General features: G+C 64.3%; 12 protein-coding genes and 1 pseudogene. 4 read left to right on the forward strand and 9 right to left on the reverse strand.

The features are described from left to right. Window position 1: 1 nt before the first annotated feature. The 6 genes and pseudogenes from ntrC to IPM80_15825 all read right to left on the reverse strand — a co-directional run bounded on the left by ntrC (window position 2) and on the right by IPM80_15825 (window position 6,456). The gene (gene ntrC, locus IPM80_15800) at window positions 2–1,417 is read right to left on the reverse strand and encodes a nitrogen regulation protein NR(I) (GenBank protein ID MBK8959836.1); all 1,416 of its coding nucleotides are present in this window, start codon (window positions 1,415–1,417) and stop codon (window positions 2–4) included. Then, on the reverse strand, window positions 1,414–2,481 hold the full coding sequence (locus tag IPM80_15805; protein MBK8959837.1) for a PAS domain-containing protein: 1,068 nt from the start codon (window positions 2,479–2,481) through the stop codon (window positions 1,414–1,416). The genes ntrC and IPM80_15805 overlap by 4 nt, the downstream gene beginning before the upstream one ends. Before the next feature lie 182 nt (window positions 2,482–2,663). After that, window positions 2,664–3,266, reverse strand: coding sequence for a DUF4124 domain-containing protein (locus IPM80_15810; GenBank protein ID MBK8959838.1), 603 nt, complete (start codon window positions 3,264–3,266; stop codon window positions 2,664–2,666). Window positions 3,267–3,367: 101 nt separating this feature from the next. Beyond that, the gene (gene glnA, locus IPM80_15815; GenBank protein ID MBK8959839.1) at window positions 3,368–4,777 is read right to left on the reverse strand and encodes a glutamate--ammonia ligase; all 1,410 of its coding nucleotides are present in this window, start codon (window positions 4,775–4,777) and stop codon (window positions 3,368–3,370) included. A gap of 236 nt (window positions 4,778–5,013) precedes the next feature. Beyond that, window positions 5,014–6,265: pseudogene (gene lysA / locus IPM80_15820) on the reverse strand (diaminopimelate decarboxylase). A gap of 23 nt (window positions 6,266–6,288) precedes the next feature. Then, window positions 6,289–6,456 carry a lipoprotein gene (locus IPM80_15825; GenBank protein ID MBK8959840.1) on the reverse strand — a complete coding sequence of 56 codons (168 nt, stop codon included), beginning with the start codon at window positions 6,454–6,456 and terminating at the stop codon, window positions 6,289–6,291. Window positions 6,457–6,773: 317 nt separating this feature from the next. Between IPM80_15825 and trxA the strand changes: the two genes are divergently transcribed. Continuing rightward, the gene (trxA, locus tag IPM80_15830) at window positions 6,774–7,100 is read left to right on the forward strand and encodes a thioredoxin TrxA (protein MBK8959841.1); all 327 of its coding nucleotides are present in this window, start codon (window positions 6,774–6,776) and stop codon (window positions 7,098–7,100) included. Between the two features lie 210 nt (window positions 7,101–7,310). After that, a complete protein-coding gene (gene rho, locus IPM80_15835; protein ID MBK8959842.1) occupies window positions 7,311–8,567 on the forward strand; it encodes a transcription termination factor Rho in 1,257 nt (418 codons plus the stop codon). Window positions 8,568–8,674: 107 nt separating this feature from the next. Here the strand turns inward: rho and IPM80_15840 are convergent, their stop codons facing one another. Genes IPM80_15840 through IPM80_15850 form a run of 3 tightly spaced genes read right to left on the reverse strand, consistent with a single transcriptional unit; the run spans window position 8,675 to window position 10,247 of the window. Next, window positions 8,675–9,019: a histidine triad nucleotide-binding protein gene (locus tag IPM80_15840; GenBank protein ID MBK8959843.1), complete on the reverse strand. Its 345-nt coding sequence runs from the start codon at window positions 9,017–9,019 to the stop codon at window positions 8,675–8,677. A 32-nt stretch (window positions 9,020–9,051) separates the two neighbouring features. Beyond that, window positions 9,052–9,633 (reverse strand): NUDIX hydrolase, encoded by a 582-nt coding sequence (locus IPM80_15845; protein ID MBK8959844.1) that lies wholly within the window; start codon window positions 9,631–9,633, stop codon window positions 9,052–9,054. Then, on the reverse strand, window positions 9,630–10,247 hold the full coding sequence (locus IPM80_15850) for an arylesterase (GenBank protein ID MBK8959845.1): 618 nt from the start codon (window positions 10,245–10,247) through the stop codon (window positions 9,630–9,632). Before IPM80_15850 ends, IPM80_15845 begins: the two co-directional genes overlap by 4 nt. On the opposite strand from IPM80_15850, the gene IPM80_15855 reads away from it, so the two are divergent. After that, the gene (locus IPM80_15855; GenBank protein ID MBK8959846.1) at window positions 10,246–10,950 is read left to right on the forward strand and encodes an ABC transporter ATP-binding protein; all 705 of its coding nucleotides are present in this window, start codon (window positions 10,246–10,248) and stop codon (window positions 10,948–10,950) included. The genes IPM80_15850 and IPM80_15855 overlap by 2 nt on opposite strands. Next, complete coding sequence (locus IPM80_15860; protein ID MBK8959847.1) at window positions 10,943–13,447, forward strand: ABC transporter permease; 2,505 nt, start codon at window positions 10,943–10,945, stop codon at window positions 13,445–13,447. Before IPM80_15855 ends, IPM80_15860 begins: the two co-directional genes overlap by 8 nt. Window positions 13,448–13,464: the final 17 nt, after the last annotated feature.

A 13,464-nucleotide genomic window follows, 5' to 3' on the forward strand; every position in this document is an offset into this window, starting at 1 on the left:
CTCACACGTCGAGATCGAGCTCCTTGATCTTGCGCGTGAGCGTATTGCGTCCCCAGCCCAGGAGCTTGGCCGCTTCCTGACGACGTCCGCGCGTCGCCTTCAAGGCCACCTCGATCATGGTGGTTTCGAAGCGCGGCACCGCCTCGGCGAGGATCGGCGATTCACCGGCACTGCGGGTACGCAGTTCCGCCCACTGACGCAAGGCCGTCTCCCAGTCCGCCGGTCCGGCGCTGGCCTGCACTTCGCCGTCGGCCAACAGCTCGGCCGGCAGATCCTCGGTATCGATCTCGCGCGACGGCGCCATGATCATCACGCGCCGGCATACGTTCTCGAGCTGGCGTACGTTGCCGGGCCAGGCAAAGCGCCGCATCACCTCCAGTGCGCGCGGCAGCAGCTTCTTGGGTTCGACCTGCAGTTCGCTGGCGGTCGCGCGCAGGAAATGATCCGACAGCGCTTCCAGATCGTCGGCGCGCGCGCGCAGTGGTGGCAACTGCAGGCGAATGACGTTCAGGCGGTGGAACAGGTCTTCGCGGAAGTGCCCCGCGCGCACGCTCTGCTCGAGATGCTGATGGGTGGCGGCGATGACACGCACGTCGACGCGCACCGGCTCGTGACCACCGACGCGGTAGAACTCGCCGTCGGCGAGCACACGCAACAGGCGCGTCTGCAGCTCGGCCGGCATGTCGCCGATTTCGTCCAGGAACAAGGTGCCACCATTGGCCTGTTCGAAGCGCCCGATGCGCTGCACGGCAGCGCCGGTGAAGGCGCCTTTCTCGTGGCCGAACAGCTCCGATTCCAAGAGATCGCGCGGGATGGCGGCGGTGTTCAAGGCGATGAAGGGTTTGTTCGCGCGCGGGCTGTGACGGTGCAGGGCGCGCGCGACGAGTTCCTTGCCCGTGCCCGACTCGCCGGTCAGCAACACCGTCATGTTGGAATTGGACAGCCTGCCGATGGCGCGAAACACTTCCTGCATGGGCGCCGACGAGCCGATGATTTCCGGCACCGGCGTATTGTCCGCCGGTTCGGATTCGACGCTCGCGCCGGCGGCGGATTTGCGCAGCGCACGACGCACGATATTGATGACGTCATCGACATCGAAAGGCTTGGGCATGTACTCGAACGCGCCACCACGGAACGCGGCCACCGCGCGGTCGAGATCGGCGTAGGCGGTCATGATGATGACCGGCAGCTGCGGATGCGCGGACTGCACCGCCTGCAGCAGCGCCAGGCCATCGGTGCCGGGCATGCGGATGTCGGTGATGATGACGTCCGGCTCGAACTTCTCCAGTCGCGCGAGCACCTTGTCGGCGTTCTCGAAGCTGCGCGTGGCGACGTGCTCTTTCTCGAGAGCACGCTCCAGGACCCAGCGGATAGCGCGGTCGTCGTCGACGATCCACACTTCGTGCTGTCGATTCATTGCTGTTCTCCCACAGGCAACCATACGGAAAATTCAGTGTGTCCGGGCTCGCTCTCGAAGCCGATGAGCCCGCCCTGGCGATGCACCAGCGATTGCGCGATGGGCAGGCCCAGTCCCGAGCCATCGGCGCGCCCCGAGACGAGCGGAAAGAAAATGCTGGTGGCCAGCGCCGGATCGACGCCTGGCCCGTTGTCTATCACCTGCGTGCGGATCACCAGGCGATGCAGGGTATTGCCGATGGTGAACTTGCGTTGGATGCGTGTGCGCAAGGTCACCGTACCGCCCTGCCCTTCGATGGCCTGCACCGCGTTGCGCACCAGGTTGAGAAAGGCCTGCACCAGTTGATCGCGATCCGCGCAGATCTCCGGCAGGCTCGGATCGTAATCGCGCACGATTTCAACGGCGCCGCCGCGCTCCACCGACACCACCTGGCGCACATGCTCCAGCACGTCGTGGATGTTGAGCGTCTGCTTGTTGGATTCGCCGCGCGGCCCCAGCATGCGGTCCACCAGGGTGCGCAGACGGTCGGCCTCGCCAATGATGATCTGGGTGTACTCGGCGAGCTTCTGATCTTCGAGTTCGCGCTCCAGGAGCTGCGCCGCGCCGCGAATGCCGCCCAGCGGGTTCTTGATCTCGTGCGCGAGCCCCTGCAGCAGCACCGACGAGACCTGGTTGCGCATCAGCATGTTGCCTTCGAGCTGGATGCGCTGATGGCGCTCGACATTGGTCATCTCGATCAAGACCAGGCACGGGTCACTGCCGTTACGCCACAGCGGCGTGATGGTGCAGTCGACCGTCGTGACATTGACCCGGCCCAGCCTGAGGTCGAGATCGCGTTCGGTGAACGAGCGCCCTTCAAGCAGCGCGCGCCGCGCCGCCGCGATCAGTTCATCGGCGCCGGGCAGCACATCGGGCAAGGACAGGTCGCGCAGGCGGGTTTCGCTGGTCGCGATGAGCGACTGGGCCGCGGCATTGACCCGCACCAGGCGCAGCCGCTCGTCGACCATGATGACGGCGGTGGCCAGGGCCTCGAGAAGGTCAATATCAGGGTCGTTACACGGCATCATTTTCAGGCAAGCAGTTTGCGCTCTTTTGGTGCACGCGTTCCAAGCCTTTGATGGTCGCTACACCGTTTGACCCTTCATCCGGCCATAAGGAGGCCGAATTCGGGCGTGCGGGCGACGGCCCGCGTCCGGGAAGCACCTGGCGGGTGCCCTCAGGTTAACAAGGGCAAAATTCGGACCAATTACCTGGGCTTGGGGGGCGTGGGCAGGGAAGGTCGATGGGACTTGCCGGTCTTGGGGTCGGCAACGGAGGTTTTGTGGAAATGGAAGACCGTCGCGGTGGAGCGAATCAATTCAGCGCCCCCCGCATCGACCACCGCCGCCGCGAGCTGGTGGCTGCCGCGCGCCATGCCCGGCAGCACGAATTGCGGACTGTCGCTGGGCTCCCCGGCGGCGACGCCGTCGACATACAGCACCACACGGTGGCCGAGATCGACCATCAACGCCGGTTCGATGGCGACATCGACGGCGACCGACTGCTGGTCACGCAAGGTCTCGTCGTCGGGCGGGGCCACCACTTCGATGCTCGAATACGACGTCGGCTGGTCGGGAGTGGCGGATAACTCGGCCGCGGCGTCGGCCGGCTTGGCCGACTCGACCGGCGGCTCACCGGGGATGACCGTGGTCGGGCCCAGTTCGATGATTTGTGCACCATCGTGGGGCTGGTCCGAAAAGATCACGTTGCCGTCGGCGTCTTTCCAGCGGTACACCTCGGCCTGCACATCGCCGAGAGCGGCCAGGAGCAAGAGCAGCAAGGGCAGGCGCATCATGGTCTTCGCGGCCAAATCTGGGTTCCAGGCGCCAGTCTATAGGTCGCCCAGGCAAAAAACAGCCGGCACAAAAAAGCCCCCGTGAGGGGGCTTTTCCGCAAGTTGTGTCAGCGCGCTCAGACGCTGTAGTACATCTCGTATTCCACCGGGTGGGTGGACATGCGCAGCGTGGTGACGTCCTGCATCTTCAGCTCGATGTAGGCGTCGATCGCGTCGTCGGACAGCACGCCGCCGGCCTTCAGGAATTCGCGATCGCCATCCAAGGCCTCGAGAGCCTGGTCCAACGAATGGCAGACCGTCGGAATGCCCTTCGACTCTTCCGGCGACAGGTCGTAGAGATCCTTGTCCATCGCATCGCCCGGGTGGGTCTTGTTGAGGATGCCGTCGATGCCGGCCATCATCATGGCCGCGAAGCCGAGATAGGGGTTGGCGGACGGATCCGGGAAGCGCACTTCGATACGACGCGCCTTCGGGCTGAACACCCACGGAATACGCACTGAAGCCGAACGATTGCGCGAAGAGTAGGCCAGGAACACCGGCGCTTCGAAGCCCGGCACCAGGCGCTTGTAGCTGTTGGTACCCGGGTTGGTGAAGGCGTTGATGGCCTTGGCGTGCTTGATGATGCCGCCGATGTAATACAGCGCAATGTCGGACAGGCCGCCGTAGCCGTCGCCGGCAAACAGGTTCTTGCCATCCTTCGCCAGCGACTGGTGCACATGCATGCCGCTGCCGTTGTCGCCGACCAGCGGCTTGGGCATGAAGGTCGCGGTCTTGCCATAGCCATGCGCGACGTTGTGCACGACGTATTTCAGAATCTGGGTGGCGTCGGCGCGCTTGACCAGGGTGTCGAAGCGGGTACCGATTTCGCACTGACCGGCGGTCGCCACTTCGTGGTGATGCACTTCCACCGGCACGCCCATCTGCTCGAGGACCAGGCACATGGTCGAGCGGATGTCCTGCAGCGAATCGATCGGCGGCACCGGGAAATAGCCGCCCTTCACGCCCGGACGGTGACCGATGTTGCCGTCGTCGAACACCTTGGCGGAGTTCCAGGAGCTTTCGTCGGAATCGACGTTGAAGAACGAGCCCTTCATTTCCACGCCCCAGCGGACGTCATCGAAGATGAAGAATTCAGGCTCGGGACCAAAGTACGCGGTGTCACCGACGCCGGACGCCTTCAAATAGGCTTCGGCGCGCTTGGCCACCGAACGCGGGCAGCGGATGTACCCTTCGCCGGTCGCCGGCTCGACGACGTCACAGCGAACGATCAGGGTCTTTTCTTCGAAGAAAGGATCCATCACGGCAGTCGACGGATCGGGCATGAGGATCATGTCGGATTCGTTGATGCCCTTCCAACCGGCGATGGACGAGCCATCGAACATCTTGCCTTCTTCGAAGAACTCGTCATTGCATTCGCGCGACGGTACGGTGAGATGCTGCTCCTTGCCCTTGGTATCCGTGAACCGGATATCGACGAATTTGACTTCTTCGTCCTTGATCGTCTGCAGAATGCTCTCGACTGACATGGGGTAATTCCTCCAACCATCCACTTAAAGAAAAAAACGTTAGGCCTGACGCAAAAATTTGTCGCAGAAAGCATGCACGCCAAGAGAAAGGCTGCCCGGTCTGCCGTATGCGCCAAATCCGAGCACGATGTGTGCCAATGCTAAGCCATTGAATCTGCGAACACTAGCCGCCATTCGGGCGCAAAACGCACCAAAATAAAGCGCGCCTGTTTTGATTCGCACCAATAGAGCGCAAATCAGGGAATGAGGTGGTCCCGTTCGTTGGCCATCAGCGCCGGCAGCGACTCCCGCGCGCGGATGACGGAGAAGCTGTCGCCCTCGACCAGCACCTCCGGCGGGCGCGGCCGCGCATTGTAATTCGAAGTCATGGCGAAGCCGTATGCGCCCGCGTCGAGGATGGCGAGCACGGCGCCCGGCACGGCGGGCAAATCGCGGGCGCGCGCCAACCAGTCGCCGCTCTCGCACACCGGCCCGACCACGTCACAGTGCACCTGCGCCTCGCCCTCGCTCGGCGCCATGAGCGGCACAACACCGTGCCAGGCGTCGTACAGTGCCGGCCGCATCAAGTCGTTCATCGCGGCATCGACGATGGCAAAGGTCTTGACCTCGGTGGTCTTCAGGTACTCGACGGTGGTGAGCAGCGTGCCCGCCGCGCCTATCAACGACCGCCCCGGCTCCATCATCACCGCGTAGTGCGGCGGCACGCGTTCGCACACGGCAGCGACCAGCGCCTCTATGGGTGGCGGCGTCTCGTCCTGGTAGCTGATGCCCAAGCCACCGCCGACATCGATGTGCTCGAGGACGATGCCTTCGGCGCGCAGGCTCTCCGCCAGGTTCACCACTTGCGTGACGGCGTCCAGCACCGGCTCGATGTCCGTCAACTGGGACCCGATGTGACTGGCGATGCCCGCCGCGCGCAGCAGGGGATGCGCGGCGATGGTTCGATACAGCGCCAGCGCTTCGTCGAGCGGTACGCCGAACTTGTTCTCCTTGAGCCCCGTCGAGATGTAGGGATGGGTCTTCGGATCGACATCCGGATTGACGCGCAACGCCAGTTTGACCGGCTGCTGGAGTTCGGTCGCCAGTTCGGCAACGCGCTCGAGTTCGCCGCGCGACTCGACATTGATGCATGCCACACCGGCGCTGATGGCGCGCGAGTTCGGAGCGGGATTTACCGACGCCGGAGAACACCACGTCGGCCGCGCTGGCGCCCGCCGCCAATACACGCTCCAGTTCGCCACCCGAGACGATGTCGAAACCGGAGCCGAGATGTTTCAGGACGCGCAGGATGGACAGATTGTCGTTGGCCTTCACCGCGTAGTGAACACGGTGGCGACGCGTACCGAAAGCGCCATCGTAGGCGCGCCAGTTGGATTCGAGCTGCTGACGCGAATAGACATAGCAGGGCGTGCCGAGCGCCGACACGATGCGCCGCAGGTCCACCCCGTCGACATGCAAAACTCCGTCGCGATAGCCACGCATACTCATCAAGCGCCTCTTGTGAATCTTGGTCAGTGAGCGACGAAGTCCTGCTTCTTGTCGGACTCGTCCGGCAGGTAGAGGTCGCCTTTCTGGCCACAGGCCGCCAGCAGGCACAGCAACACCACTGACAAAAGAATTCTGCTCATGAGCCGTCCCGTAGTAATCCTGTTGGAGCCGCGGTTCGCCGCGCGCGACATTGCTCGACTGCTTTGCACCTTGCACCGCGCGGGCAACGCACCGTCGCGAGGAGCGCATTGTAGCGACAGGCGTAGCCATCGGCGACCACGGGCCGGGCGCGAGCACGCTCTCAAGAGTGGCGACTTGCGGCCGCCATAGCGCGTGTCTCGCCAAGCTCGACAGCGCGTCGGAGCGCCGTGAATGCACATGGCCGGGCCGCGTCAAACGGCCCCATTGAGCGTGGTCGAGCGCCGCCGGGCAGCCGGTCGCCAGCTTGCAATCGAGCTTAGGATCGTTCAAAAATGAAGCTCTTACCACTCCACAAACTCCATCACCCATGAGCGAAAAAATGATCCACGTAACCGACGATTCCTTCGATTCGGACGTCCTGAAATCCGACAAGCCGGTGCTCGTCGATTACTGGGCCGAGTGGTGCGGGCCGTGCAAGATGATCGCGCCCATCCTCGAAGAGGTTTCATCGGAGTATTCCGAGCGCGTGAAGATCGCCAAGCTCGATGTCGATCAGAACCAGGCCACGTCGATGAAGTACGGCATCCGCGGCATCCCGACCCTGATGCTCTTCAAGGAAGGCAACATCGTCGCGACGCATGTCGGGGCGCTGACCAAGTCGCAGTTGACGGCCTTCATCGACAGCAACGTTTGATGCCCGGCGGTGCCTGCGCCACGGTCCCGGCGCAGGCATCCGGATTTGTTTTCGACAGGTAGACGGCACCCATCGAGCGTGCTATTTTCCTGAGTACGGATCCTGGCGGCCTGCCCTGATCCGACCTCCACTGAATCAAGTTTCTTTTGGCACCCCATCGCGCCGCGCTCATGCGTCCCGCGATTCAATCCCACACGCGACTCTTAAACGATGAATCTGACCGAACTCAAGCAAAAACCGGCCTCCGAACTCGTCGATCTTGCGGATGAAATGGGCATCGAGGGCGTCGCCCGGTCCCGCAAACAGGACGTCATTTTCAGCATACTCAAGGCGCACGCCAAGAAGGGCGAAGACATCTCCGGCGATGGCGTCCTCGAGATCCTGTCCGACGGTTTCGGATTCCTGCGCTCCAACGACTGCTCCTATCTCGCCGGTCCCGACGACATCTACGTGTCGCCCAGCCAGATCCGACGTTTCAACCTGCGCACCGGTGACACCATCTCGGGCAAGATTCGCCCGCCCAAGGAAGGCGAACGCTACTTCGCCCTGCTGAAGGTCAGCGAAATCAATTTCGAGCCGCCGGAAAACGCCAAGAACAAGGTCCTGTTCGAAAATCTCACCCCGCTCTTTCCGCAAAAACGTCTGCATCTCGAACTCGGCAACGGCAGCACCGAGGATCTCACGCCGCGCGTGATCGATCTCGCCGCGCCGATAGGCAAAGGTCAGCGCGGACTCGTGATCTCGCCGCCCAAGGCCGGCAAGACCATGATGCTGCAGGGCATCGCCCATTCAATCGAGGCCAATCACCCCGACTGCTACCTGATCGTGCTGTTGATCGACGAGCGTCCGGAAGAAGTGACCGAGATGCAGCGTTCGACGCGCGGCGAAGTGATTGCCAGTACCTTCGACGAACCGGCCAGCCGCCACGTGCAGGTGGCCGAAATGGTGATCGAAAAGGCCAAGCGCCTGGTCGAGCACAAGCGCGACGTCGTCATCCTGCTCGATTCGATCACGCGTCTCGCGCGCGCCTACAACACGGTCGTGCCGTCCTCCGGCAAGGTGCTGACCGGTGGCGTGGACGCCAACGCCCTGCAGCGCCCGAAGCGCTTCTTCGGCGCGGCCCGTAATATCGAGGAAGGCGGCAGCCTGACCATCATTGCCACCGCCCTCATCGATACCGGCTCGCGCATGGATGACGTCATCTATGAAGAGTTCAAGGGCACCGGCAACATGGAAATCCACCTGGACCGCAAGATTGCCGAAAAGCGCATCTTCCCGGCGGTGAACATCAATCGCTCGGGCACGCGTCGCGAAGAGATCCTGACCAAGCAGGATGAGCTGCAGAAGATGTGGATCCTGCGCAAGCTGCTCCATCCCATGGAAGAAATCGCGGCGATGGAATTCCTGCTGGAACGCCTGAAGCAGACCAAGAACAACGCCGACTTCTTCGACGCCATGCGTCGCTGACGCTTTTGCCAGCGCATGTGCCGACAGCATTCGGCACATGCGTTCGTCCTCCATGCCTTCTTCCGCGCCGTGCGCAACGCACACGGCAACGTGCTATTCCGATGCTCTCAGCCCGGCGGCCAGGTGAAACGTCGTCCGCCCAAGACATGCAGATGAAGATGGAATACCGACTGCCCGACCGCGGCGCCGTTGTTGATGGCGACCCGGAACGCATCGCCGTAACCCTGGCTGTTGGCGACCGCCGCGGCCGTCACCAGCAGATGACCTAGCAGTGCGTTGTCGGCGGGGGTGGCGTCGGACAACATCGGCATCGGTTTTTTCGGACATACCAGCACGTGCATCGGCGCCTGCGGGTTGATGTCGCGAAAGGCGATGCACTGCTCGTCTTCAAAGACGATATCCGCCGGGATCTCGCGCGCGATGATTTTCTCGAACAGGGTTTTGTCGCTCATGTCTGTACCTGGGCAGTCAGTCGGAATCCGGTTCAAATCTCGACGGGCACGCGCCGCGGCACCATCACCGAGTGATGACCTTCGCGCACGATGTCGCCGAAATGGAGTTCGTAGCGGCCGCGCGCGCGGTCTTCGAAATAGTAACGCAGGGTATGGGTGATGGTCGGAAAAGCCAGATCCGTCCACGGGATCTCATGCTCGTAATAGAGCTTGCATTCCAGGCTCTCGGTGCCCGGCGCGAATTCCAGCACCGGCAGATGGGCGCGGAACATCATGTAGATCTGGTTGATCTGCGGCAGGTTGAACACCGCGAACAGGTCTTCGACTTCCACCCGTGAACAGGCTTCTTCCCAGGTTTCACGCGCGGCCGCCTCGGCCGTGGTCTCACCGTTTTCCATGAAGCCGGCGGGCAAGGTCCACCAGCCGAAACGCGGCTCGATGGCGCGCTTGCACAACAGGATCTGCTCTCCCCACACCGGGATGCAGCCGGCCACGATCTTGGGGTTCTCGTAAAAGATTTCACCGCAGGCATCACAGATGTGGCGCGGACGATTGTCACCATCGGGCACGCGCCACACCATCTGCTTGGAACCGCATCGACTGCAGAAATTCACGGATTTGCTTTCCTCTGCTTGGCTGCATCGATGGCGGTGCTGACAGCTGGCCACACGGTGGTCAGGATGCGCGGCTCCATGGCCGCCAGCGGGTGCAGGCCGTCCGGCTGAAATGCGCTGGCATCGGCGGCAAAGCCGTCCAGCAGAAACGGGCCGGCCACCACTTCCGGGCGCGCGAAAAACTCGCCGAACACGGCCTCGAAGGCGGCAGTGTATTGCGGCCCATAATTCGGTGGTACTCGAACCTGCAACAAGACCGGCACCGCATCACTGGCCAGCACCGCATCCACCATGCTTGCAAGGTTTTTGCGCAGCTCCGTCGCCGGCAGACCACGCAGGCCGTCGTTGGCGCCCAGCGCCACCACCACGATCGCCGGCCGGTGTTCGCTGAGCAGCGCCGGCAGGCGGCGCATGCCGCCGGCGGTGGTCTCGCCGCTGATGCTGGCGTTGACGACGCGATACGGATAGCCTTCCTCGGACAGGCGCGCGGCCAACAGGCTTGGCCATGCATCCTTCAAGTCAATGCCATAGCCTGCACTCAGGCTGTCACCGAGGATCAGGATGGATTGCCGCGCGTCGCCCCCGGCTGCGCGGCAGGGCCCGGCCACTAGCATGACCAACGCCAAGCACAGCAGCGCGGACCACGCGCAGGGCCACGTCATTCGCGCGCGGCATTTGAGCAAGGAAGTCATTGGTCCCGAGGGTGCGCTACGCATACTGGATGATATCAATTTTAGCCTTGGCGCTCGCGAAACGGTCGCCATCACCGGTGTGTCGGGATCGGGCAAGTCGACCCTGCTCGGCCTGCTGGCCGGGCTGGACAGTCCGAGCGAGGGCGACGTCGAGATCCTCGGCCACTCGCTGGCCGGCCTGGATGAAGATCAACGCGCCGAGTTGCGTCGCGATCACATTGGCTTCGTGTTCCAGGCCTTTCACCTGGTCGGCAGTTTTTCCGCGCTGGAAAACGTCATGTTGCCGCTGGAACTGAAGGGCGAATCCGACGCGCGGGAGCGCGCGCAAGCGATGCTGGCGAGAGTCGGTCTCGGCGATCGCCTCGCGCATTTTCCGCGTCAGTTGTCCGGCGGTGAACAGCAGCGCGTGGCCCTGGCGCGCGCCTTCTGCACGGCGCCCGCGATCCTGTTCGCCGACGAACCGACCGGCAACCTGGATGCCAGCAATGCCGCCGCCGTGACCGAACTGCTGTTCGGTCTGAATGCCGAGAGCGGTACCACGCTGGTCATCGTCACCCACGATCCGGCACTGGCGGCCAGCTGCGATCGCCGCCTGGCGCTGGCGGGCGGGCGGCTGCTTGACTGAGCCGCGAGCGACGGCGCTGCCCTTGTGGCGGCTGGCATGGCGCCTGTTGTGCCGCGACCTGGCCAGTGGTCGGCTGACCGTCATGCTGGCGGCGACGGTCATCGCGGTGGCGAGCACGGTGGCCGTGAGCCTCTTGGTGACGCGCGTCGATCGCGCGCTGGTGGCCGAATCGAGCGCCTTGCTGGCCGGCGATCTCGCGGTACTCGGCAGTGCGCCACCGCCCCATGGCTACGTGAACGATGCCACGGCGCTCGGCCTGCGGCATGCGCGCGTGGCCAACCTGCGCAGCGTAGTCGGCAAGGGTGAACAGCTGCAGCTGGTGCAACTGAAGGCCGTCGACGACGCGTATCCCTTGCGCGGACAGTTGCTGGTCGCCGAGCGCGTCGACGCGCCGGCCCAGGCGATCAGCCACGGTCCGCCGCGTGGTGAAGTGTGGGCCGAAGCCAAGCTCGCCGGCCTCCTGCAACTCGCCCCCGGTGACACGCTCACGATAGGCAGCGCCCGGCTGCGCCTGTCGCGCATCCTGGTGCTGGAACCGGATCGCGGCAGCGACCTGTTCTCGATCGCGCCGCGAGTGCTCATGCACTACGCGGATCTCGCCGCCACCGGCCTGGTCGTGCCCGGCAGCCGCGTCACCTACACCACCTTGCTGGCCGGCAGCGCCGCGACCATCGCCCGCTATCGCGAAGCGTTGGAACTACGCCGCGGCGACAGCGTGCAGGATCCGCGCAGTGCGCGCCCCGAGATGCGCGCGGCGCTCAGCCAGGCCGAGCGCTTCCTGAGTCTCGCCGCGTTTGCCGGCGTGATGCTGGCCGCCATCGGTATCGCGTTGGCCGCGACCGGCTACGCCGAGATGCACGAAGGCACGGTCGCAATCTTGAAGACCCTCGGTCTGACACGCCGCGCGGTGGTCATGCTGTTGTGTTGTGAAACGCTGTACCTGGCATTGGCGGCCACCGTGCTCGGCGACGGCACGGCACTCTTGCTGGAACGCGTACTGGTGCAGCGCCTGGTGCCGATGGCCGAATTCGCGGGCGGCGCGCCGGCGCCGCTGGCCCTGCTGCACGGCGCATGGGTGGCAATGGTGGCCCTGTGTGGCTTTGCCATTCCGGCGCTCGCACGTCTCGGTCGCCTGCCGGTGACCGCCATCCTGTCACGCGATCGGACCGGTCTGCCCGATGCCCGTCCATGGCGCTTGCTCGGCATGGTGCTGGCCTTCATCGCGATCGCGCCCTGGCACAGCGGCAATCCGCGCCTGGTGGCGATGGCCCTCGGCGGCATGCTGGTGTCGGCGCTGCTACTGGCGGCCACCGCCTGGGGGCTGGTGCGCTTGTTGGGCAGATTGCGCAACCAGACGCGCATGAGCTGGCGCTTCGGTCTTGCGAGCGTGGCGCGGCGCGCGCGCCTGTCGGTGCTGCAGACCACTGCCATCGGACTCGGCCTGGCGGTGATCCTGTTGCTCGGCCTCGTGCGCAATGACCTGTTCCGCCAATGGAGCGCGCATCTGCCGCCCGACGCACCCAACCAGTTCCTGATCAACATCCAGAGCGATGAAGTCGCGGCGCTGCGCGATTTCCTGCGCGCCCACGCCAAGCTGACGGCGGATTTCTATCCCATGGTGCGCGGGCGACTGACGGCCATCAACGGTGCGGTGGTGGTGCCGGACAACTACAGCGACCAGCGCGCGCGACGCCTCGCCGATCGCGAATTCAACCTGTCCACGGCACTCGAAATGAAAAGCGACAACCGCATCGTCGCGGGGCGCTGGTGGACACCCCAGGCCCGCGCCGAACTGTCGGTCGAACAGGGCATCGCCGAGACCCTGGGCCTCGTCCTCGGCGATGAGCTCACGTTCCTCATCGCCGATCGCGAAGTGCATGGCCGCATCACCAGTCTGCGCAAGGTCGACTGGGAGAACTTCCAGGTCAATTTCTTCGTCGTCACCACGCCCGAGTTGCTGGCCTCCGCGCCGGCCACCTACATCACGAGTTTTCGTCTGGAGGGCGCCGAGCCGGGCCTCATGGCCGAGATGGTCGAGCGCTTTCCGAGCGTGACCGTCATCGACATCGACGCCTTGATGCGCCAGGTGCGCCAGGTGATGGATCGCGTGGCGCAGGCCCTGACCTGGGTGTTCCTGTGCGCGCTGGCGGCGGGCGGCCTGGTGCTGGCGGCGGCCGTGCAGGCCAGCCAGAAGGAACGCCTGAAGGACACCGTCCTGCTGCGCACCCTGGGCGCGTCGCGGCGCTTCGTGCGCAGCGCGGTGCTGTGCGAATTCGTGGTCATCGGCGTGGTGGCCGGCACGCTCGCCAGCGGCGGTGCGCTGTTGACCGCGGGCCTGCTGGCGACACGCGTCCTCGACATTCCCTACCAGCCGGACTGGCGCATTCCCGTGCATGGCATCGTGGCGGCGGTACTGGCGCTGGCGCTCATCGGTTGGCGGGTCGCGGCACGCATCCTCGGCGCGCCGGTCGCCGACGGTCTGCGCGAGGCGCAATGAAGACCACGCGCGCTCTT

The sequence above is a fragment of the Pseudomonadota bacterium genome, assembly GCA_016719885.1.
GTDB lineage: Bacteria > Pseudomonadota > Gammaproteobacteria.

What these genes read in the sequence shown, in the direction of transcription:
- IPM80_15855 (MBK8959846.1), top strand. Translation starts at nt 10,246, where the DNA reads ATGACCAACGCCAAGCACAGCAGCGCGGACCACGCGCAGGGCCACGTC.
- IPM80_15840 (MBK8959843.1), bottom strand. Translation starts at nt 9,019, where the DNA reads ATGAGCGACAAAACCCTGTTCGAGAAAATCATCGCGCGCGAGATCCCG.
- ntrC (MBK8959836.1), bottom strand. Translation starts at nt 1,417, where the DNA reads ATGAATCGACAGCACGAAGTGTGGATCGTCGACGACGACCGCGCTATC.
- trxA (MBK8959841.1), top strand. Translation starts at nt 6,774, where the DNA reads ATGAGCGAAAAAATGATCCACGTAACCGACGATTCCTTCGATTCGGAC.
- IPM80_15850 (MBK8959845.1), bottom strand. Translation starts at nt 10,247, where the DNA reads ATGCTAGTGGCCGGGCCCTGCCGCGCAGCCGGGGGCGACGCGCGGCAA.
- rho (MBK8959842.1), top strand. Translation starts at nt 7,311, where the DNA reads ATGAATCTGACCGAACTCAAGCAAAAACCGGCCTCCGAACTCGTCGAT.
- IPM80_15825 (MBK8959840.1), bottom strand. Translation starts at nt 6,456, where the DNA reads ATGTCGCGCGCGGCGAACCGCGGCTCCAACAGGATTACTACGGGACGG.
- glnA (MBK8959839.1), bottom strand. Translation starts at nt 4,777, where the DNA reads ATGTCAGTCGAGAGCATTCTGCAGACGATCAAGGACGAAGAAGTCAAA.
- IPM80_15805 (MBK8959837.1), bottom strand. Translation starts at nt 2,481, where the DNA reads ATGCCGTGTAACGACCCTGATATTGACCTTCTCGAGGCCCTGGCCACC.